This window comes from Phaeobacter sp. CAU 1743 (assembly GCF_039839315.1).
Taxonomy (GTDB): domain Bacteria; phylum Pseudomonadota; class Alphaproteobacteria; order Rhodobacterales; family Rhodobacteraceae; genus Phycobacter; species Phycobacter gallaeciensis_A.
This window is the reverse complement of the sequence record NZ_JBDOQR010000040.1, coordinates 20,929-42,752: the sequence shown is the minus strand read 5'-3', so window position 1 is coordinate 42,752 and position 21,824 is coordinate 20,929. Positions and strand designations below refer to the sequence as shown.

Below are 21,824 nucleotides of genomic sequence, written 5' to 3'. Positions count from 1 at the left end.
CGCCATAACGTGCCACAACAGGATTCTCGCCAAAATCTGACCCTCCACACACGGAAAGCCCTTATTTCATTGAAGTCCGCATTGCCAAACCGGGCTCAAATCCATCGCGAAGTGTCGAAGTTGGGGGGCAGCCCCTGCAGATATGGCCGCTCGGCTGCGATACGCTTGCCGCGGGCCGCATTGCGGCGCCCCACGATCTCGTCGATGAAGGCGCGGTAGCCATCGAGATCGCCGAAGTCGGCGCTGCCCCGCATCAGCAGCGCATCGCGGATCGCGCTCTTGAGATGGCCGTGGGCGCTTTCGATCGAGCCGTTCTCATGCGCCACCCCCTTGTTGTTCCGCGTCGGCGTCATCCGGTAATGGGCGCATAGGGCATCATAGCGCGTCGTGAGATCCGCCCGCGCGTCGGCGTCGAGGTTGCGGAAGGCTGCCGGCTCTGTTGCACAAATCGCGTGAGGGATTCATCTCGCGAATCCAGGGTGGTAGCTGGGATGCATGAGCAGACCCATACCCCCGACCTACAAGACCAGGAACTGGCCAGCCTACAATGAAGCACTCAAGCGCCGGGGCTCGCTGACGATCTGGTTTGACCCCGAGATGAGCTGGGATGCCGCGCCGACAGGCAGGCGTGGCCGCCAGCAGACCTACAGCGATGCCGCTATCCAGACGTGCCTCTCGATGAAAGTGCTGTTCGGCATGGCGCTCCGGCAGACGACCGGGTTCGTCGAGAGCCTGCTACGGCTGGTCGGCCTGAACTGGACGGTGCCCGACTTCAGCACGCTATCTCGCCGCCAGAAGACCTTGGCCGTGAACATCCCCTACCGCGGCTCCAAGGGGCCGTTGCACCTGCTGATCGACAGCACCGGGATCAAGGTCGAAGGTGAAGGCGAGTGGCACGCACGCAAGCATGGCGGCCCGAAGCGGCGCGTCTGGCGCAAGCTCCACCTTGGGATCGATGAAGAAACGTTGGAGATCCGGGCCGTCGAAGTCACCGGGAGCCACATCGGTGATGCGCCCATCCTACCCCACCTTCTCGACCAAATCCCGCAGGACCAGGAAATCGGTAGCGTTACGGCTGATGGCGCCTACGACACGCGCAAATGCCACGATGCGATTGCAGATCGCGGTGCCCATGCCGTCATCCCGCCCCGCAAGAACGCGAAGCCCTGGAAGACGATCACCGCCGGAGCCGTGGCGCGAAATGAGGCCCTGCGCGCGGCGAAATACCTGGGCCGCGCGCTCTGGCGACGATGGAGTGGATACCACCGCCGAAGCCGCGTCGAGACCAAGATGCATTGTATCAAGTTGCTGGGCCAGCGGCTCATGGCACGGGACTTCGACCGACAGGTCGCCGAACTCCAGGTCCGCATCGCCGTCCTGAACGGCTACACCGCGCTCGGAATACCCGTCACGGAAGCTGTGGGATAAGTCCGTCCGGGGAAAGGGGAACTGCGGCCTTAAGCCGATTTGTGCAACAGAGCCAATGTGCCTTCATCCAATCAAGAAACCTTTCGGAATTATTACCTGACTTGCTACATTAGTTCGAAAATGTGGTTTCCGAAGGCTGAGTTTCTGCGGAAGACCAATAAACTCAGATCCGCCCCGACGACCATCATCACCAATAAAGCGGTTCAGTTTTCTGCCTTACCGACCAATGCTTGCTGCCAGCATTATAACTCATGGCTTTTCTAACTATCCACCCACCCCAGCATACATCAGCCTTAACAACAGCCGCGACTCCAGCCGGATCCCTCTTAAAGAGCCGTGTAAACACCCCGCCTCCAGTCAAAAATGGAATCGTCTCACCAGACGCCTTTTCCTCAACCCGCTCTAAAGAAAACTGCAGCGATTCAGAAATGAAACCATTTTGTGGAGCGCACCCAAATAGGCTATTTGAAAAGAAATTACGAGTGTCTTGTTTTTTTGGGAAGGGCCAATGCTCCACGAGGAAACCATCTTGTTTCAAAGGCAGCTCCGAAATGAAGTCGAATTGAGGTTTGTTTTTCATGTCTGACCAAACCCCACCCAATCTCCTAAGTATTTCCAGCCGCATTATATCAGATTTCATTGCGATCAAACGGCATGATTGAACTGCAGCCAAAACACGCCTACCCTCTTCATCAACAGAGACCAGATCTCTAAAATCTTCCCAACTCCAGCAGACGATCTCCAAAGAAGAGTTAAGCCGCCTCCATTCATCGAGGCGCTCCTCCACTTCATCAGGGAGGGGATCTTCCAGACGGCTCAGCTGGCCCGTCATCCAAATGAAGTGCACAACTCTCGGTATCAAAGTAACCTCATTTCAAGAAAGAGACGCGACGGGAAAGGGCCTTTTGGAGAACATGTCCGGCTTCCGGCGCTAGGGTTCGATTTTCGGACCACTCATACCCGCCCCCCGCCGCCGCAGCAAGAGAACCGGACGGGGGCGCCCCGCGATCCTTTGTCCTGTCCACAGTTCAGGACAACGGTATTTCCCCCGCCCGCCACGATACATGCGACCTTCCCGGCACCGATCACCCGGCATCCGCGGCCCGCCGCAGCGACCGGAGGCACTGCTCGATCAGCTCAAGATACTGTCTTTCGCATTCCACCGCCGCGGCGGGAATATGCGGCTGCCGCGGATCGCCCGCATGGGCGGCCAACCGCTCCAGGGCGGACTTGAAATCCTCGTGGCTGCCGCAGACATGCACCCCGTCGTGCCCGGCAAGACCCGGGATCTCGGTACAGACCACGGGCAACCCGTAGCTCACGTACATTTCAACCTTCAGCGGGTTCATGTATTTGGAAACCTCCGTCAGCGTATGCGGCACGATACCGATATCGACCTGCCCGATCAGGCGTGCCAGGCGGGTCTCCGGCAGGATGCCCCAATAGACGACCTGATCGTTTTCCAGAACCTCTTGCAGCCGGTCGGCCTGCCGGGCGGCGGAGCCGACAAGATGGATCACATAGTCATCGGTCCTGGCCAGGCTGTCGATCAACTCCCAGTCGAACCGGTCGCTCATGTTCCCGCTGTAGAGCAGGTGGGTCTTGCCGTCCCTGTCGCCGAAGCGGGACGCCGTGCCCGCCCCCATCTGCGCCGCCGGCAGCGGCGGCTGATGGTACCAGTTCGGAATCACCCGGGGGGTGCCACCCGTCGCAAGCCATCCGCTGAGCAGGCCGGACTCCCTGAAAAACTCCATATTGACCGGCGAGTTGAACACCAGCTCTGTGCCGCCAGAAATCGCGTCAAGATATTGGGACACATAGGCCTCTCTCTTGGCATCGTTGCTGGCCCAGGACAACTGATTGTCAACGACATCGACAATCGTCTGATAGGCGGAGAACACGGCTTTGCACTTCTCCCAGAGCTGATGCAGCGGAAAAAGCACCAAAAGAGTGTTCCCGGGGTAGAACCCCTCATCGATCATATAGGTCGACAGATCTTTTTCCACCATGGCTCTGGAGCGACTCCGGATCAGGTGGAGCTCCACCCCCCCGGCGGGACTCTTCTTGCGCAACTCTTTTTGCGGCACGTCCTGCAACTGAAGCGCATGATCGCGTACGAAACTGCTGCTGGACTTCTGGTAGTCGTCAAATGTGCCTTGAGAAGCGATCTCGAGAATGATGACCCGGGTATCGGGGTGGCGGAGCCGAAAGCTCCGCGCCAGCTGGTCAACCCGGCGACCATAAAGACCAGCATCCTGCTGCTTCCATACCAAAACAAGATTCTTCGGTTCAGTCCCCGCCGTCAGCGGGTCAGAATCAAGACGCAGTTGCATCAGCATATCCAGCGACCGGCCGGTATCGGCGCGGGCCTCCAGCGCTTCGAAGACAGCAAAACCATACTCATAGGTGAACTGCTCCGGCAGGCTCACTCCTGACATATGTCCCAACGCCCTATCGAGAGCACCAAAGAAACTGTCTTGCGTGAACAGGAACAGACCCTCGATATCTTCGAGGTCCGCCACACTTTCGTAATAGGGTGTCAGAACCGGTTTTCCCGCCGCCAAACCATCGCCAATTTTCGACGAAATCTGGTACCGGGTTACCTCGGGGTCTGTCCCCCCGGCATCGTAACCGGTGAGAATAACATCGAACCCCTGAAGTGTTTCAAACAACTCCGACGATGGAATATTGTCCCGCACCGTCACCCCTAGGGCGCGCAATTCATCCTTCAAAGTCGGCGGATTGAAATCACCGTAGACGTGAAACTCCACATCCCGGTGCCGCTGCTCTCTGTAATCCCGGATCGCACGAGCGGCCTCGATCACCCCCTTGTGAGGCCGTACCGTACCGATAAACCCGATCCGCTGCGGCCCGGGCGTACGTGTCCGTGACGCCAACTCCTCCGGCACCGCGCGGCGGCAATGCCGAACGATGTCCGCGCCGGTCTTGCGCGCCAGCGTAACGCTGGCAGCAGACCGGCTGGCAAGGTTCGAAGCCACATAACGAGTCAGCGATGTCGAGAACCGACCATAGAATTTCTCGGTCGAGGCCTTCGAGCGCGAAAAATGCTCTTCGTTGTCATCGTCATCAAGAATGACCCGCGTCTCGGCGCCGGTAATATGCGCAGCAAGCTCAAATGAGGGATAGCGCGACTTGCAGATCCAGACCGTGGGAAATTCGATCCCACAATCCGCAATCATCTTGAGGAATTTGGCCCGCTCCGCCCAGGGGATCTGCACGACGGTGATATCCTCGTCCGCGATCGGCTCCCAGATCACGTCAGAGAACTCTTGGAAATGATAGGTAAACAGAACCGGCTTACGACCGGTTTTGCAGATATCGTACAACACCTTGGCCCGGCCAATCGGGTTATGGCCGCCATCCCAGCAAGTAATCGCAACCGCATCGGGGTGCTTCGATATCTCCAGCGCCCGGAGAATTTGGGAAAATGTCACCGAAGGGTTCACCCATGAGGGCACCTCCTTGGCCGCTCCTGCAGGCCGTGCGATATTCGCAACTGGTTCCTTGGCCACCTGCGGACTGCCTACCGTTTTCTGCTTTACCGCAATAGGTGCAAAACCCTGCGCGCGGCCAACACGAATGAAATGCATCACCGGCGCCATCCCCTCCAGATCCCCCGAGGATACCTGTGACAGATAATGCCGGGTGTCGAACTTCGGTCCCGGGTTGCGACCGATTTTCATTCCGATGCGGACGAAATGCGCAATCGGCGGGATTCCAGACAGAGCGACATCACGATAGGTCGCCAGATACCAGTCCCGGTCGAACAACCCGGACGCCTTGATTTCATCGGCAATGCTCATGTCACTTTTCCTGTTTGTCCACTGTGTCGGCCCACCTATCGTTTCAACATCATGGAGAGCCGCCGCAGCGGCGCGGTAAGCTTCCAGGAGGTGCTGCGCAGGAGCGCCTCACGCTCGCCTTCTGCCGCAGCCAAGGCATGAGAGCGTACCTCAAGCTCCTGCCCGATCCGCTCCAGATCTTGCCGCAGCGCCGTCACCTCCGCTTCGGCCTTATGCGCCTCCGCGTTGCGGCGTTTGAGCACCTCTTCCTTTTCTAGGATCATCTGTGCCATCTGCGCCATATCATCCGCCTGCGCCGCCGCCTCCGCATCAAGACGGCCATTTTTCTCGCGCAGCTTCGTCACCGCACCATCGCGGTCTTTTAAGGTTTGACGAACCGTCTCCAACTCAGTCTGCAGCCCGGAAATCCGGCTGGCATCAGCCCTTCCTGCATCCTGGGCCTTGGCCAGCGCCTCCTGCAGAGCATCTGCCGCCTGCTCCTGCTCGCGGATCTGCCCCTGCGCTGCCGTCAACGCCGCTGCGGTTTCCTCCGCCTCGTGGCTGCGCTGTTCCAGCGCGCTGCTCAGAGTGTGCAGCTTGCCCTGCAGATCGTCGATGACCTGGTCCCGGGCTGCAAGCTCACCTGCCAGTCGGGTATTTTCTAGGCGTACGTCGTCACTTGCCGCCCGCGCCTCAGTCAGCTGTGCCTGTGTCGCCGCCAACGCGGCTGTCGTTTCCTCCGCCTCTTGGTTGCGCTGTTCCAAAGCACTGCTCAGCGTCTGCAACTTGTCCTGCAGATCGTCGGCAGCCTCGTTCCGGGTGGCTAACTCGCCTACCAGGCGGTCTTTTTCTAAACGTAAATCATCACCAACGGCACGGGCCTCAGTCAGCTGTGCCTGGGTCGCCGCCAAGGCGGCTTTCGTTTCCTCCGCCTCTTGGTTGCGCTGTTCCAGAGCACTGCTCAGCGTCTGCAACTTGTCCTGCAGATCGTTGACGGCCTCAGTCAGCTTTTCATCTGTCGCACGCTTTGCCTCTGACAGGCTGCCTATCTCCGCCATCTGCCGGGTCAATTCACTTGCCTGCGAGGTCACAATCCCAACCACCTGGTGCAGCGGACCGACCAGATCGTTCAGCCGGGCGCGCACAGTATCCAGCGCCGGGTAATCGGCACTATTCTCGCCCTCCCGGCTCCAGCGCAGGAAGATCTCATAGACCTCCTCCAGCCATTCACGGAATTCCGGCGCCCGTGCCAGCTCCACCTCCGCGGCAGCATTGTGATGGCGCAGCGATGGATCCATGTAACCGCGGATAACGTCGGCCTGTAGTTCCGACAGACTGGGCCAGAACAGCCCCAGTTCGTCTTGCAGGTTTTCGGCAATCCCGATCGGGTCTTGCAACAACCTGTCAAAAGAGACAGTCGCCCGTGTCATTCCACGCGTGTCAGCCTCGGCCTCCAGCATGTGGCGCAGCCAGAGCAGCAACCCCACAAGCACAGGAATTCCATTGTCTTTGCGCCGTTCCAGTGAGGCCGCAACCTCCTGCGGGTGGCGGACAGTCAGAATGATCTTCGGGTCGATCCCGGCGGCAGTAAAGGTGTCGCGCCAGAAAGGGAAGATACGGCAAACACGAGGATCCTTGAACACGAACAGGCTCGAGGATCCGAATTCATCCTGCAGGACCTTCAGCGCGCGAGCCTGAAACTCATGCGGTTTGGGAGTTTTGTACCAGTTGGGGTTGAACGCCTGCCAGTCCTGCCACTGCGACCCACCTGATGCCAGAATATCATCGTTCAGCGCCCGGATCTCTACCGACTCCCAATGGCCGGTCGGATTGGTTTCATTGCCCAGCATCAAGGTTTTCGGTAAATCGCAGCCCAGCAGGTTCAGCACGCGTGAAAGCGCGCTCGAGCCGCTGCGATGCATCGGCAGAACAACCACAGCTTCCCTATCGGCCTGCGCCTTGGCAGCTTTCGTCTTGCGAGGATTACCCACCTTTTCCGCGCTCTTAGATTTTGCCATATCGGTTATTTTCCATCTCTGCTGCCTGCAAATACCGACCCAAGCTGAAGGCGTCGCCTTCTTACCAGCGCCACCACGTCGCCACCATAGTTGTTCTTGCTGAATGTCTTCGCGTGTTGGCCAGCGCACAGCGCTCGTTCAACATACCTCCGAAAGTATCCGCGCCTCATCACCCGCCTTGCCCAAGTCTCGCCTTGGAAATACGCTGGTAGATATCGTTTCCTATGGGATGACACCCACCCAGACTTGTCCGGGTGTCTCTTGGTCCTCATGCGCGCCCAAAGGCGACGGAGCAAGGCACCTCAAGCACATCAGAACGACATTTTTCGGCCTCTCCTCAGATGAGAAAGTCTTCTCTATTTTCATGCAGCACATCTTATTTTAAAACTACCGGACGGCTATCCTACTAATCCCCACAATACAATCTTTGAGCATCGTGTAACGAAGACATATCAGCCGCCATTCTGACTGTTTTCTGATAATCGCTCAAATATGCCGCGAAATGAAAATGACATGCGCACCACTCCCCCCGGCCCCCTCATTGAGGTGACCTGCCTCACCCAGAGATTGTCACAACTACATCGCATTCCCTTCTCCACGGCGCGACCGGCGGCAGTCTGGCTGCTGAAACAACATGAGGACACCCCGGGCACCTGGCCGACACTGCTCAGGCCCTACCGCGCGTTTTGTCCGACCCCGGCAACTCTTTTACGGCTGATCGCCTTCTTTGATCCGCTCGATCATGCCGAAAAGAACGACAATGCTCTCTTGGCGCATCTGCGCGGTGGCTGGCAGACAGATCACGCCCCCGCACCCTGGTTCGACCCGGAGGGCTACGAGGCTCTCAGCGCAAACCGCAGCGCCCCGAAAGAAGCCGCCATCCTGCATTATGCCCGTGAAGGCTGGGCAAACGCCCTGGATCCCGACCCGCGCCGCATATGCGACATGTCTCGCATCAGAGACCGCAGCCTGTTGATCCTGGCCAACGCCAGGACGCAGAGCACAGCCGTGCTGGCGTGGCTCACGCGCCACCTTGAACACGTGACCGCAGCAGCCAACGCGCCAGACCTGATCCTGCTCGACACCAGCCCAGGCCATGAAACCACTCGCACCGTGGCTCAGCATTTCGGCCCGGAACTGGACAAGGCCCGCCTGCGCCTTGTCGCCGCCGATCCCGGAGCCGGTTCCGAAGCACTGGCCGATCTGGTTCGCACCGAGGCTGCGAAGCCGCGCCTGTTGATCCTCCCGCCTGTCCTGCCGGTGCAGGCAGCGGCCCGCCTGTCTGCACCGGCAGGACACCGGTTGTCGCGCCGCGCACAGCTGCGGCTGGGCAAGATCCCGCCGCGGATCACCATCCGCTGCCCCGCACCCGATCTTGCGCGCGCACACCGATGGGGCGATTTTCACTTCGCCGAAAGCCTCGCCGCGGCCCTGCAACGGGCCGGAGCCCAGCCCCGGATTGTACTCGCCGAGCACTGGTTGGAAGAAGAAGACCCCGCTCCGGACGCGACTCTTCTGCTCCGGGGTGTCCGCCGACGCCGCCCCAAGCCAGGACCGGTGAATCTCATGTGGATTTTGAGCCACCCTGACAGCATCAAACTAGATGAGCTGGCGCGTTATGACCATGTTTTCGTTGCCTCGCAGTCCCATACCCGGAAACTGAAGAAAGACCTTGGAAACCGCGTTTCGACACTCATGCAATGCAGTGACCAATACCGTTTTGCACCAGATGCTGAATGCCGCGTCTCCGAAGAATCCCTGCCCGCCAATGAACTGCTCTTTGTCGGCAACTCGCGCAGGGCTGAACGCTGGATCGTGACCGCAGCGCTGGAAGCGGGCCATCCGCTGTCGATCTACGGCGCCGAATGGGAAGACACTCCCGCTGCCGCCCATGTCGTCGCCGAAAACGTGCCGAATGAACAGCTCGGCAGCTACTATCGGCGCGCGGATATCGTACTGAACGATCACTGGCCAGACATGGCAGCCCGCGGTTTCGTCTCCAATCGGCTTTTCGATATCGCTATGGCACGCGGCTTTCCGATCTCCGATCACTTCTCTGGGTCCGAAATGTTCCGCGGCCTTCTGCCCCAGGTCAGCGACCCCGCAGACCTTAGCCACGCGATCCGTTATTTCGCGGATCACCCGGACGAACGGAACCGTCGCGCAGTCGCCCTGCACGCGCTGGTTCGCCATCGCCATACCTTTGATGCACGGGCCTCAACCATATTGGCGCGCCTCAGGCAGATCTTCTGACGCTCCCCGGTTTTCTCCCTGTGATTGACAATGTAAACACCCCTCCCTTAAGTCCCGGGTATCTTTTGCGCCCCCGGCCAACCATGAAGGACAGTGCATGACTCACAGCCTAGATCTCGGACCCGAGGCCGCCGGCAACTCTCTCCTCGCCTCCCTGCGCCTGCTGGAGCGGCCCACCGCCCCCCTGGCGCCACATGATCCCCTGGTTCCCGGGATTTTCTTTGATTTCGATCCCGACGCAACGATCCGCGCAGAGGTGGAAAGCCGCCCCGGCAGCCTGCTGTCAGCCCAGTTCACGGTCGAGGGAACCGCACGTTGGGTGGCCCTGCATATCCAGCTTGGCGAAATCGATCTTTCGGACAAGATGATCATAGGCCTGGCCTGCCGCAGCATGGCCCCCAGCTCGACCACCTTCCGCCCCTGCCTGCGCACGCCCGGAGAGGGCGGCTTCTCCGATACCTTCTTCAGAAAAACAGCCATTTCCTATGCCGAACCCAGCCTGCATCTGGATGCGCTGCAAATCGAAACTCATCCTGAACTGTCCATCCCCGCGCCATGGCGCGAACTGATCCTCTTCTTCCGTCCTGAAACCGGTGAAATTGATCTGCAGGACATGCGGCTGTTCACGGTCTAAGCCATATTATGACTTCTTCCGATGCGCCCTTCAGCCTTGCGGTTGTCATTCCGGTCTGGAACGATGCCAACGGCCTTGTCCGGTTGCTGCCCCAGCTGCTGGCGGCCCCTTATGTCAGCCAGATCATCATTGTCGATGACCTGTCTGATCCCCCCTGTGATGCGAAACACATCGATCTTCCAAAAGGCTGCGAAAAAGATCCGCGCCTGATCTGGCTGCGCAGCGATGCCCGCCGCGGCGCTGGTCATGCCCGCAATATTGGCCTGGAGCAGGTAACCGCACCCTATGTGCTGTTCTTTGACTCTGACGATATCCTGCTCCCTGGTCTTGAGGCGCTTGTTTGCGACCTTGCCCGGCCGCAAACCCCTCAGTTCGATTTCTGCCTGTTCCGCCACGTAGACAGCCGCCGCCGCGCGGCCGGGGAGCTGGCTCCCCTGCAAAGCGATCAGCGCCACTGGGACAGCATTGCCGTTACCAATACGCCCGGCCTGCTCTCCACCTCTCAGGCAGCACGGATCTGCCGGATTTCCGCCTATCCCTGGAACAAAATCTACCGCAGCGAATTCCTGCGAACGCAGCAGATCCGCTGTACCGAAATCATGGTCCACAATGATGTAGAGCTGCACTGGACAAGCATGCTGCGCGCCAAGCACATCCTGGCCTCATCTCGGATTTGCTGTGAGCATTTCGTGCATGATACGGGCAAACGGCTGACCAACCGCTCAGGTGCCGAGCGGCTTGAGGTTTTTACCGCGCTGGAGGTGATACAGGCCGATATCACCGCCAACCCTCACGCTGTCGCAACCTATGCCGACGCGGCTATCGAATTCTACCTCAACCTGTTTCACTGGATCCTCTCAGGCCTGGAAGAGCGTTTTCGCGCGCCCTTTCATGAAAAGGCACATACTTTCCTGCGGACCCGGCTCTCTCTCCCTGTCGTCACCCTCGCTGCCCGGCGCGACCCCCGGCTCATCAGACGCCTCAACCGTTTTCTGGAAAGCCAAGCGCCATGACTGCCAAGCCTGTAACAGCTGACATCCCCCTGAGCTTTATCATCACCACTTACAACGTGCGCCCTTATATCGAGCGGTGCCTCACCAGCCTGGCCGCCTGTGCCCGCGCCGGTGACCGGGTCATTCTCGTCGACGATGGATCCACCGATGGCACCGCTGAAGAGATCCATGCTCTGATGGAGCAAAGCGGGTTTGCCCCGGGGGTCACGCTGACGCCGGTGCTTCTGGGCAGCAATACGATGGGCGGCGTCGGGATCGCAGGAAATGTCGGGCTGTATGAAGCCCTGTCCGATCCAGATTGCGAAGCGGTGTTCTTTGTCGATGGAGACGACTGGCTGGTGCCTGCCGGGTTCACCGCCTGCCGCCGCGCCTTTGCCACCACCCGGCCCGATATTCTACTCGGAAATTACCGGGAATATGATGAAGGCCTGGACAGTTATCGCACCCCGGCCGACAGTAAACTCTGGCTCCGCCGCGCTCAGCAGCGGGGTGAGGATCACATTGCCAAGCGCGGCCTCGCCCTGGCGATGATCGCAGTCCCCTGGCGCAAGTTCTACCGCGCCGATTTCCTGCGCCGCCATGACCTGCGCTTCCCTGAAGGGGATTTCTTCTTCGAAGACAACCCTTTCCACTGGGAAGTCTGTCTAAAAGCCGCCTCCATCGCCTTTTGCGACCAGGTCCTTTGCCAGCATCGGATCAATCGTCCCGGCCAGACCATGGCATCCACCGGCATAGAGCTCGCCGCGTTCTTCGACCATTACGCCACGATCCAGGCCAGCCTGCCGTCCCCCGCAGAGCCCGAACTTGAGGCGGCAGCCCTGCGCTGGCTCCTCAACAACATGTCCTGGCATGTGGAACGTCTGCGTAGCCCTGCCCAATGGCCCTATGCAGATCGGGCTGCCCGGATTCTTGCATCGATCCCCGAAACTGTCTGGCAGGCGATCGAGCCTCATTTTGCCAAGAGTGCCATTCTTCCCGCCGCAGCAGCCCTCCGCCGTGGCGATATCTCCGGCGTTGCCAACAGCTGGCTGCTGGCAGAGCAGGGCAGAACCCTTTCCGGGCTGCAACAGGAGGTCGACAATCTTACAGAGCAGGTGACCGGCCTCACCCTTGGTATGAATGACGCGCTCCGCCCCGCCATCGCCCAGACGGCAGACCAAGTGTCAGCCCTGTTCGAGGTTCAGCAATTCCAGGCCCTGACAAGCACGTGGGCGCCTCCTCCCGAAAGCGCCTGATTGGCCCATCCGACATGCGGTCTCCCCGAGTTTGGCTGCTCACTCCGCCTCGGCCAGGTCCAGAAATGTAAGCCGCGGTCCAGCGTGGGCGGTACGTGCCCTTTTGCGCAGGATAGCAATGTCACGGGCATAGTTTGCATCCAGAATGGCCCGATCCTCGGGCGACCAGGGGGCATAGCCCGGCCGCTCCGGCCCTCTCGGCAGATTTCTGACCGTTTCTCGCACCATATCCCTGCTGACCGGCCCCTGCTCAGCCAGTTCATGCAGATGGCTCACCGCCGCATGGGAAAAGCCAACCCGCTCGGGCTTGTCCAGCAAGGTGAAAGCCGCTGTCGGCACCCCCGTGACGGCAGACAAGAGACGTCCCTCCTGTCCAGGGAGATCCTCGGCCCGGTACAGCACCAGCTCACTGTCGGGAAAAGCCGCCTGCAAACGCTCAATCAGAGGCAGCCAGCTCATCTCTTCCACCGACTGCATCAGAAAGGACTGAAACGTCTTGAAAGGCGTCGATTTGAGAGCTTCACAGTAAAGAGACGGAACAAGGCTGGCACAGCCACGCAAGCCCAGGACAATCCGCGGCGCCTTCAAGCCCAGATATTCGGAAATGGTGCGTGCTCGCGGCCCCGCATCGGGATAAAAGCCCCGCCGTGTCAGACCATGCTGCACCAGCGCCAGAATATTCTCGTCAAATACAAGCCAGCGATCCGTCCCCTCCGGCAGGCACGCCTCGGCCGGGGCCTCGGAATGGTTCTTGTGCAGGAGCGGCCGGGTCCAGCGGCGGCGGAACTCATCCAGATCAACGTAATGGATTGCCGCCTGTTGCAAGGCCTTTTGTGACAGATCCAGGGATTTTTGCAGGAAGGTCGTGCCGGTTTTATGCAGACCGAGCCAAAGGATATCTCTGTCCATCCATCATGTCCTCAAATGGTATTTAACCTGTGTGGCGTGGCCAGCCGGATCAATTCAACGCTGCCAGGAAACGCTTGGGTTTCATGACATTTCCGGCCCAGTCATCTTCATTGAAAGGATGACCGCTGCGCTGCTGAAAGACCTCACGCCCAAAAGCTTCAAGATCGTCAAAACTGCCAAGACACACCGCCTGCCCTGGTGACATTGTTACAAAGCGCGCCGCCATGCGCTGCTCCATCCAGTCGCGATCCGCCTCGATGGCCTCAGTCTCTCCTCCAAAGAAGCTTGGCGTCAGCGCAAGCCGCTGTCCCGGCAGTTTCATCAGAACTTTGACCAGCTGTCGGCTGGCCGCCACGGCTTGCTGCGAAGACAACGAGAAGCCGGAGTATTTCCGAAACAGATACAACAGTGCGGTCGCCTCAGCCGACAGGGATCGGTTGACCTCCAGAGCCGCGGGGGTTGCGGTCCTCACACCGGTCCAGTCGCAGAAATCAGCAACCACGTTCTGCTGCGGACGCTGTGGATCCTTGAACAGGCGGGTTTTGACATTTTCAGCGCCAAAAACCCGATCCATATTGCTGACCTTCCTGCGGAAATTAGGCAGCAATGCTTTCGGTCCTGGGATTACACCACCTGTTTTCAACCGCTGTTGCAGCATGCTGGCCGCAAAGCTGAGCGGTTCCCGCATGTAGCAGTAAAGGGAAATCTCATCGAACAAGGGCGCAAAAAAAGCTTTGCAATGCTGCAGGTCCTCCCGGCTGGCTCCATAAATACGCTCCGCCGAAAACAGAACCGTCTCTTGCGGGGAGGCCGTGATCTGCTCACGCAGATCAAGCTGCAGACGGGCCCGTTCCCTGGCGATTTCCTCCGGCGACACGCCCTGCTGCCGGAAAACCCAATGGATTTCCGGCTCATCCGCGAAAAGCGTGACAAACAGGATGGAGTGGTTCGGCTTGCTCCATTGGAGATAGGTCGCATTCTGCAAGTCCGCCCCGTTCAGGAAGACCTGAATCGAAGAGCTCCCTGTCTTATGCATACCCGCGTGCAGAAGAAGACGCTTTGCCATGCTCACCTGCTCATTTTCGTACCGGCTTACAGCGGCGCCACGGCAAAGGCCGGGGCCGCATTGCCCGCCTCGGCGGCCTCAAGGAAGCCGCGCGCGGTGTCCAGCGCCTCGCGGATGGTCACATCCATGTCGAGATAGCGATAGGTACCAAGGCGCCCCACAAAGGTGACGCCCTCGGTCTGTTCCGCCAGCTTCACGTAATCGGCCAGGAGGGCTTTCTCCTTCACCTGGCGGATCGGGTAATAGGGGATATCGCCCGGCTCGGCGCTGCGGGAATATTCGCGGTAGAGTACCGATTCCTCGTGCTCTTCCCAGGGGCTGAAATGCTTGTGCTCGGTGATGCGGGTATAGGGCACCGCTTCCTCGCCATAGTTCATCACCGCGCAGCCCTGGTAATCGCCCTCATGGGTGAAACGTTCAAAATCCAGCGTGCGATAGCCAAGACGGCCCAGCTCATAGTCGAAATAGCCATCAAGCGGGCCGGAATAGAACACGTGGTCATAGCCTTCGGCCATCTCGCGGGTGAATGTGGTCGCGAGCTGCACGGTGATGCCCGGGTGGTCAAGGATCTTCTCGATCATCGAAGTATAGCCGTTTTCCGGCATGCCTTGGAATTTATGGAAGAAATAGTTGTCGTCGTAGTTGAAACGCACCGGCAGGCGCTTCAGGATCGAGGCCGGCAGTTCAGAGGGCTGCACGCCCCATTGCTTGATCGTGTAGCCCTTGAAGAAGGCCTCATAAAGGTCCTTGCCCACGAACCGCATCGCCTGTTCTTCGAAGGTCTGCGGATCGGAGATCGAAGTATCGGCCTGTTCCTCGGTGATGAAGGCGTGTGCCTCTTCCGGGCGCAGGGTCTTGCCGAAGAACTGGTTGATGGTGTGCAGGTTCACCGGCAGCGAGAAGACGCCGCGCTGGCCCTTGGGATCGACCGAGGTGGTCTTCACCCGGTTCTTGTAAGGCAGGAAGGTCTCATAGGTGTTCACATAGTCCCAGACCTCGGCATCATCGGTGTGGAAGATATGCGGCCCGTAGATATGCACCATGACACCAGTGTCCGCGTCGCGCTCGGTGTGGCAGTTGCCGCCAATATGATCGCGCGCATCCACCACGGTGATGTCATAGCCTGCCTCGGCCAGATGCCGCCCGATCACCGCACCCGATAGGCCCGCACCCACCATGAGGAGTTTTCCTGCTGCCATACGCCTGTTCCCTTTGCCCAAAACCTGCCCACCTTAAAGGCGAAATGCGCCCTTGCCGCAAGGGGGCGGAACCGCCCGTCCGGCTGATTGTGTGCCTGATGCAAATGCAATAGACAAAGATGGATTCATACCAGAGATTGACGCGCTCCGATGACCAACATCCCGCACAGCAAGACGCTGATTTTCCACATTGGCGATCCTAAAACCGGAAGCTCTTCAATCCAGCAAACTCTGTTTGATGGCAATTGGTCCTGTCCCGGACACGATCTGGCCTACCCGGACCGGCTCAACGCCATCCCCCTGGCCAAATCGCTCTATGCCGATGCCCCCGCCCCGCAGCGCCAGCATCAGTTTGCAGAAACGGCGGACTGGCTTCGTCAGCAGCCCGAAAAGACGGCAGTTCTGTCGGCAGAGCATTTCGCCTTTGTCGCACCCGAAACCCTGAAAGACGCCGTTGAACAATATCTGCCGGACTACGCCGGACGCGTAAGGGTGATTGCATATGTGCGCCCGCATGCTGCGCGGATGCTGTCGACCTACGCACAACGTGTCAAAACACGTGGGCTACAGCAGGACATCAGCGCCTTCTGCAAGGCTCAGATCAGACAAGAAAAATTCATCTACACTCCGCGTTTTACGGCCTGGCGCAAGGTCTTCGGCGATGATTTTACCCTGCGCCCCTTTCTGCGGGACACCCTGTATCAGGGCGATGTCGTGGCAGATTTCCTGCACACTGCACTGGGCAGCGGGCCGATCACCATCAGCGCAGGCCCGCAGGTGAATGAATCTCCGACACTGGATCACCTGGCCAGCCTGCAACTGATCCAGAAAGTCCTGCGTCAGGCCGGGCTGACGCGCGAATTGCGTCATGCGCTCTGTATCAACCTTGCGGACCGGTTGGCCCGCGGCCCCAGCGCCGCAGGCCCGCGCCTGAAAATGCCACAAAGCCTGATCCCCCTGCTGCAAGACGCCTACCAGGAAGATGCGGCGGCACTGGACGCGGCGTTTTTCGAAGGCGCCCCCATGACCAAGGCACTGGCAGCCGCTGCTGAAAGCGCAACCCATACCGACCAGTCGATAGCTGCGGACAGTCGCCTCAGCCCGGCACAGCGCCAGGGCCTGCGGCAGATTTCGAACAGGATCAGCGCGCAGACACCGGCTGATCTGGAAACATGGCACCGGCACTACCGACAGACGAAACGGACAAAAGCCGGGGCAGATGCGCCTCAGCCCGACAATGCAGCAGGCATCAGCACCCTTCTGGCAGAAGCCTGCGCCCTCATCGAAAGCTGATCTTTCGCGCGGCGTGCCCGATCAGCCCCGCCCCGGTTTCGGACCGCGCTGCGCCTCCGGGCGCACCGCCCACATGAAGTGATCCCCATCGGCAGAGATCATCCGGGTGATCAACTGCGCCCAGGCCTCGATCTGGCGCAATTCCGCCGCGCTGAAATGATCCACCGCCCGAAACGACTGCGGCGCCTCCACCGCTTTTTCCGGCGCCGCGGCCAGCGCCTGCTGCATCAGCGGCTGACCGTCAAAAAACTGCTCATCCAGCAATGCCGCATCGGCCTTGTAGGTCTCAACCACCTGATGGGCCAGACTGCGATGCAGGCGGGGTTTCTCGGCCCCTTCCACCGCGGGCAGCGCCGCCAGGATATCCGACAGATACCACCCCAGCGCCTGCTGTGCCTGACGCAGAGGTTTGCCGCCACCGCCCAGATGGCGGATGCGGTTGTGCAGCCGCCGCATCATTGCCACATCGGCGACACTCAGCGATTCATTCTGCTGGCTGGGCTGGGTCAGGGTGAAATCGGCACCAGAGAGGGCAAAACGGAAAAAATCCTGCACCACATCGCCCCGATACAAAGCGTCCCGCAGAAAGGGGCGCAGAGTGAAAGCCTCGCCGAAGGCCTCGCGCCAAGCCTGGAAGCGCGGGGTGTAGAACAACAGCCCGTCTTCTGCCAGTTTTTTGTGCATGGCCGCCAGCGGCTTTTGAAACAGGCCCTTCTTGGAGCGCTCCGCAAAGGTTGAAACCAGCCGGTCCGCATGCGGACGCACATAGGCCACCAGGCGGATACGTCCGGCATAGGCAGGCAGATGCTTTTCGATCGCCGCCTTCAGGGCCTTGGGGTCGACAAATTCGAAATGCTCGGCCGAGACCACTCCGATGTTGGCATCGCTGCTGTCAAAGTCCTTGCGCAGAGCCTGGAACCGCTTGTCCCGGAATGGTTTTTCACTGTCCACCGACAGGGTCTTGGCCAGGGGAATATGGTTGAACCGGGCCGGATAACAAATCTGCGCTGCAGCGCTGTGCCAGGCCCCGGTCGCAAGCACCGACTGGACCGACGTCGTGCCGGTCTTGCAGTCCCCCAGGTGAAACACGATTTCCCTGACCATTTACCGCTCCCTCTGACAACCCTCTGATGCAGGGCTTTTGCCCTCTGTACAGAGTAGGAAACCAGCCCTGTCAAGCCCCGCGATCCGGAAACCCTTTGCCCCCGTGATATCTCCTTTCCCCCAAGGGGATTTTACAATAACAACACTGCAAAAATCATGGGTCTAACGCGAAGCTGCGATGAAAGTCATTCTCTACATTGGCCACCACAAGGTCGGGTCAACCGCACTGCAGGCCTACCTGTCGCAAAACTGGTGCAAACTGGCCAAGGCAGGGATCCTCTATCCAGCTGTCGAAACCCGCGGGTTTGCAAACAACCTGAAAAAAGCGCTTGGCGCAGGCGACCAGCGCGCGGGCCAACACGTGAACATACGTGAACCCCACAGCGCGCTGGCCTACCGCATGATCTCCGATGTTTCGGACCGGTCAGTCCCGCCTCAGTTCCAGGCCCTGCCCGGGACCAGCCAGATGTTCCGCGCGATCAACAATCAGGCGGACATGCTGCAGCCTGACACCCTGATCCTGTGCTCCGAGGCTTTTGCCAATTTTGGCCAGGTCGACCCCAATACCATCACCCGGCTGGCAAAACACCTGCCGAAGGCAACCAAAGAGATCCAGATCTACTGCGCCCTGCGCAGACCCGATGACTACATGATCTCCTGGCATGGCCAGCGCCTGAAAGTCGGGGAAAAACCCGCCCCCCTTCAGGGCGATGGCTTCAAGCAATACCAGGAGACGATCCACTTCAACTATCGCCTCGTGGTCGAAGCCTGGACCGAGCGGATGCCTGACGCGCAGCTGATCCTGCGCAATTACAGCGACATCCTGGCTGCGGGCGGGTCAACCGAAGACTTTGTCGCCCAGACAGATCTTGCCGTGCCGGACGACATGATCCCTCCGGGACGGGCCAACCCCAGCCTGCCCCGCGCCGCCTTCGCCATCATGCGGCGGGCCAATAAGGAGCTTGCCCGTCCCGCAGCCCATGCCCTGTCGGTCTATCTGCAAAAGCACGGCAACGACCTGTCCCCGGTGCGTAACAGCGATGTCGAAATGTTCGGCGCCCCGCAGCGCCAGAAGATGGCAAAGGCCTTTGCCCCGATACACACCTACCTCAGCGCACTGACCGGACAGGAGGCCTTCTTCCCGGACATCGATCAGATGCAGGCCTGCCGCCCGGTCCCCGAGGAAGACGCAACACGCCAGCTGCTGATGGCCCTGGACCCGGACGCCATGCCGGAGCCGGAGTTGCAAACCTATATCCGCACCCTTCAGAAATCCTTCTGAGCCACCCGGTCAGACCTGATCCCGTAAGAGGTTTTCACGTTATGCTCACCCTGCAGAACTTCATCACTCCCGAACGCGAAATCTGCACCGAGCATATGCTCTACTACCATGCCGATGGGGCGGTGGGGTATTCCCAGAGCACGGAAAGCTATCTGCTGCCGCGTGGCAGCCGCATCTGTTTCGGCACCTATTTCAACCTTTTCAACCTTGGCAAATGGAACGCCAGCTGTGATCTGAACAGCCTCTTTGCCGAACTGTCAGGCAGCGGAAAGGCCGAAATCAAGGTGGTCCTGGCCCATCCAAACCGGTCCTGGGATGTGGTCTACAGCGAAATCGCCGAACTGCAGGACGGCACGCCGTTCCAGATCGACCTTTCGGAGTTTGCCGTCAAGGGACACGGCGGCATCCTCTACCTCGAAGTGATCGCGCTCGGGGATGAGGTCACGCTGACCGGTGGCCGGTTTGCCACCGCCGATCAGCCCGCAGCCTGGCCACGCCTGGCCGTCTCCATCACCACCTTCAAGCGCGAAGACGACGTGCGGCGTACCGTTGCCCGGCTCGAAGACTTCCTGAAAACCTTTGAACATGGGGACCAGCTGCATGTGCAGGTGGTCGACAATGGCAAGAGCGCCGACATTCCCGCCTCGGACAAGGTCAGCCCCTATCCGAACAGCAACCTTGGCGGCGCCGGCGGCTTTGCCCGCGGCCTGCTGGAGGCGGAACAGGGCGGGTTTACCCATTGCCTGTTCATGGACGATGATGCCTCATTCCACATGGAGAACCTTGTCCGGACCTATATCTTCCTGGCGCTGGTGAAAGATCCCAATGCGGCCGTCTCGGGGGCAATGATCAACAACACCCACAAATGGGCAATGTGGGAAAACGGTGCCTATTTCGACGGCTCCTGCCATCCGTTGCACAATGGTACCGACCTGCGTGACCTGGGTCAGGTGGCAAAGATGGAGTTTGAATCGTCCCGCCCGCAATCCAAAACCCTTTACGGCGGCTGGTGGTTCTTTGCCTTCCCGATCCAGAAAGTCAGCCATCACCCCTTTCCCTTCTTCGTGCGCGGCGATGACATCAGCTTTTCGCTGGCCAATGATTTCAAGATTGTCACGCTCAGCGGCGTGGTCTCCTTCCAGGATGATTTTACCGAAAAGGAAAGCGCCCAGACCCTCTATCTGGATCTGCGCAACCACCTGATGCATCACCTGGTCTTTGAGCGGCTGAACCGCAGTGCCATTGGCACCGCCAAGATCGCCATCCGCTTCATGATGCGCTCGATGCTGCGCTTCAAATACGAAAGCGCCGAAGCCCAGCTTCTGGCATGGCACGATGTGATGAAGGGGCCGGAGTTCTTTGACGAGAACATCGACATGTCTGAGCGCCGCGCCCGGATCAAATCCCTGGTCAAGGACGAAGCCTGGCGCGAAATCGATGTGCTGGACGCGCGGGAACGCCGCCGGTTCAGCAAAATGCCCCGTCGGCTGCGTCATTATTTCGGGCTCTTCACCCTCAATGGCCACCTGATCCCCTTCTGGAACATGCTCGGAGACCGCAAGGTTCTGAAAATCGGCGACCGCGGGTTGGTTCTGCCCGCCTTTGGCGGCGCCCAGCTGACCTATCTCAACACCCAGCGCGACAAGGGCTATGTGGTGACCCAGTCCAAGGCGAAGTTCTTCTCGCTGGCCTGGCGCATGTTCACAACCCTGCTGGCCTTCCGCCGTTCCTACAGCGCGCTGCAGGCGGCCTATCGCAAGGGCTATGACGAGATGACCACGCAAAGCTACTGGCAGCAGACATTGGCCGAGGATATGGCGACGGCTGACGAGGGCAAAAACGCTGTCCAGACAGCCTGACCGGGAGAAGGCCTGCCCTGGACAACAAGGCCGGGCAGATCCTTCGAGCCACCGCAGGCATCCGGCTCAGGACAGCATCGCTTCATGCACGGCGATGGCTTCTTCCAGATCTTCGAAATACTGCATCCGGCCATGTTCCAGCACGATGCCGGCATCGCAGAACTTGCGCACCTGCCCCATCGAGTGATTGACCATGATGGCGCTGGAGTGCTGCATCCGGTCGGCAAAGACCTCGCGGCTCTTCTTCTTAAAGGTCCGGTCGCCCACCGCTGTCACCTCATCCACCAGATAGGTGTCAAAGCGGATCCCCATCGAAGCCCCGAAGGTCAGCCGGGATTTCATCCCAGAGGAATAGCTGCGCATCGGCATGTGGTAGAATTTCCCCAGTTCGGCAAAATCCTCGACGAAAGCGACCAGATCCTCGGTATCCACCCCGTAGATACGGGCGATGAAGCGGACGTTCTCGGCCCCCGTGAGATCCCGGTGAAAGGAGGCCCCCAGCCCCACCGGCCAGGAAATACTCCCATCGGACACAACACGCCCGTGATCCGGGCGCATGGTGCCGGCGATGATCTGCAGCAGGGTGGATTTGCCCGCCCCGTTGCGCCCCAGAAGCGCCAGGGAGCGCCCCGTGGGCAGGGTGAGGTTGAGATTGTCGATGACAATCTTGCGCTCGCCGTGCAGCCAGAAGCTCTTGGTCAGGTTCTCAAAGCGGATCATGCTCTTGT

The 21,824-nt window shown here is 59.7% G+C and carries 16 protein-coding genes and 1 pseudogene; 8 read left to right on the top strand and 9 right to left on the bottom strand.

The features are described from left to right. Positions 1–125: 125 nt before the first annotated feature. Positions 126–431 (bottom strand): annotated as a pseudogene (locus AAFO90_RS15550) (IS21 family transposase); the annotation flags it as partial. A 64-nt stretch (positions 432–495) separates the two neighbouring features. Here AAFO90_RS15550 and AAFO90_RS15545 point away from each other — a divergent pair. Next, positions 496–1,428 (top strand): IS5 family transposase, encoded by a 933-nt coding sequence (locus AAFO90_RS15545; protein ID WP_347509953.1) that lies wholly within the window; start codon positions 496–498, stop codon positions 1,426–1,428. Between the two features lie 187 nt (positions 1,429–1,615). On the opposite strand, the gene AAFO90_RS15540 is transcribed toward AAFO90_RS15545, so the two are convergent. From AAFO90_RS15540 to AAFO90_RS15530, 3 genes are all read right to left on the bottom strand, one after another. Beyond that, complete coding sequence (locus tag AAFO90_RS15540) at positions 1,616–2,260, bottom strand: glycosyltransferase (protein ID WP_347509952.1); 645 nt, start codon at positions 2,258–2,260, stop codon at positions 1,616–1,618. A 253-nt stretch (positions 2,261–2,513) separates the two neighbouring features. Further along, on the bottom strand, positions 2,514–5,252 hold the full coding sequence (locus AAFO90_RS15535; RefSeq protein WP_347509951.1) for a glycosyltransferase: 2,739 nt from the start codon (positions 5,250–5,252) through the stop codon (positions 2,514–2,516). 35 nt (positions 5,253–5,287) lie between these two features. Continuing rightward, entirely contained in the window at positions 5,288–7,249 is a 1,962-nt protein-coding gene (locus AAFO90_RS15530; protein WP_347509950.1) for a hypothetical protein, read from the bottom strand. Between the two features lie 513 nt (positions 7,250–7,762). Between AAFO90_RS15530 and AAFO90_RS15525 the strand changes: the two genes are divergently transcribed. The 4 genes from AAFO90_RS15525 (at position 7,763) to AAFO90_RS15510 (ending at position 12,384) form a co-directional block, all read left to right on the top strand. Next, on the top strand, positions 7,763–9,502 hold the full coding sequence (locus tag AAFO90_RS15525) for a glycosyltransferase (RefSeq protein WP_347509949.1): 1,740 nt from the start codon (positions 7,763–7,765) through the stop codon (positions 9,500–9,502). A gap of 97 nt (positions 9,503–9,599) precedes the next feature. Further along, positions 9,600–10,136: a hypothetical protein gene (locus AAFO90_RS15520; RefSeq protein WP_347509948.1), complete on the top strand. Its 537-nt coding sequence runs from the start codon at positions 9,600–9,602 to the stop codon at positions 10,134–10,136. Between the two features lie 8 nt (positions 10,137–10,144). Next, positions 10,145–11,149: a glycosyltransferase gene (locus AAFO90_RS15515; protein ID WP_347509947.1), complete on the top strand. Its 1,005-nt coding sequence runs from the start codon at positions 10,145–10,147 to the stop codon at positions 11,147–11,149. Next, entirely contained in the window at positions 11,146–12,384 is a 1,239-nt protein-coding gene (locus AAFO90_RS15510; protein WP_347509946.1) for a glycosyltransferase, read from the top strand. Before AAFO90_RS15515 ends, AAFO90_RS15510 begins: the two co-directional genes overlap by 4 nt. A gap of 39 nt (positions 12,385–12,423) precedes the next feature. Here AAFO90_RS15510 and AAFO90_RS15505 read toward each other — a convergent pair whose 3' ends face one another. The 3 genes from AAFO90_RS15505 to glf all read right to left on the bottom strand — a co-directional run bounded on the left by AAFO90_RS15505 (position 12,424) and on the right by glf (position 15,558). Continuing rightward, the gene (locus tag AAFO90_RS15505; protein ID WP_347509945.1) at positions 12,424–13,293 is read right to left on the bottom strand and encodes a hypothetical protein; all 870 of its coding nucleotides are present in this window, start codon (positions 13,291–13,293) and stop codon (positions 12,424–12,426) included. A 49-nt stretch (positions 13,294–13,342) separates the two neighbouring features. Continuing rightward, positions 13,343–13,951 (bottom strand): hypothetical protein, encoded by a 609-nt coding sequence (locus AAFO90_RS15500; RefSeq protein ID WP_347509944.1) that lies wholly within the window; start codon positions 13,949–13,951, stop codon positions 13,343–13,345. Between the two features lie 434 nt (positions 13,952–14,385). Next, a complete protein-coding gene (glf, locus tag AAFO90_RS15495; RefSeq protein WP_347509943.1) occupies positions 14,386–15,558 on the bottom strand; it encodes a UDP-galactopyranose mutase in 1,173 nt (390 codons plus the stop codon). A 150-nt stretch (positions 15,559–15,708) separates the two neighbouring features. Here glf and AAFO90_RS15490 point away from each other — a divergent pair, with 150 nt between their 5' ends. Then, positions 15,709–16,851, top strand: a complete 1,143-nt coding sequence (locus AAFO90_RS15490; RefSeq protein WP_347509942.1) for a hypothetical protein — start codon at positions 15,709–15,711, stop codon at positions 16,849–16,851. Positions 16,852–16,872: 21 nt separating this feature from the next. On the opposite strand, the gene AAFO90_RS15485 is transcribed toward AAFO90_RS15490, so the two are convergent. Then, positions 16,873–17,955, bottom strand: coding sequence for a hypothetical protein (locus tag AAFO90_RS15485; protein WP_347509941.1), 1,083 nt, complete (start codon positions 17,953–17,955; stop codon positions 16,873–16,875). 178 nt (positions 17,956–18,133) lie between these two features. Here AAFO90_RS15485 and AAFO90_RS15480 point away from each other — a divergent pair, with 178 nt between their 5' ends. Both AAFO90_RS15480 and AAFO90_RS15475 read left to right on the top strand, forming a co-directional pair. Beyond that, positions 18,134–19,237: a hypothetical protein gene (locus AAFO90_RS15480; protein WP_347509940.1), complete on the top strand. Its 1,104-nt coding sequence runs from the start codon at positions 18,134–18,136 to the stop codon at positions 19,235–19,237. 41 nt (positions 19,238–19,278) lie between these two features. Then, positions 19,279–21,096 carry a hypothetical protein gene (locus AAFO90_RS15475; RefSeq protein ID WP_347509939.1) on the top strand — a complete coding sequence of 606 codons (1,818 nt, stop codon included), beginning with the start codon at positions 19,279–19,281 and terminating at the stop codon, positions 21,094–21,096. A gap of 66 nt (positions 21,097–21,162) precedes the next feature. Here the strand turns inward: AAFO90_RS15475 and AAFO90_RS15470 are convergent, their stop codons facing one another. After that, on the bottom strand, positions 21,163–21,816 hold the full coding sequence (locus AAFO90_RS15470; protein ID WP_347509938.1) for an ABC transporter ATP-binding protein: 654 nt from the start codon (positions 21,814–21,816) through the stop codon (positions 21,163–21,165). Positions 21,817–21,824: the final 8 nt, after the last annotated feature.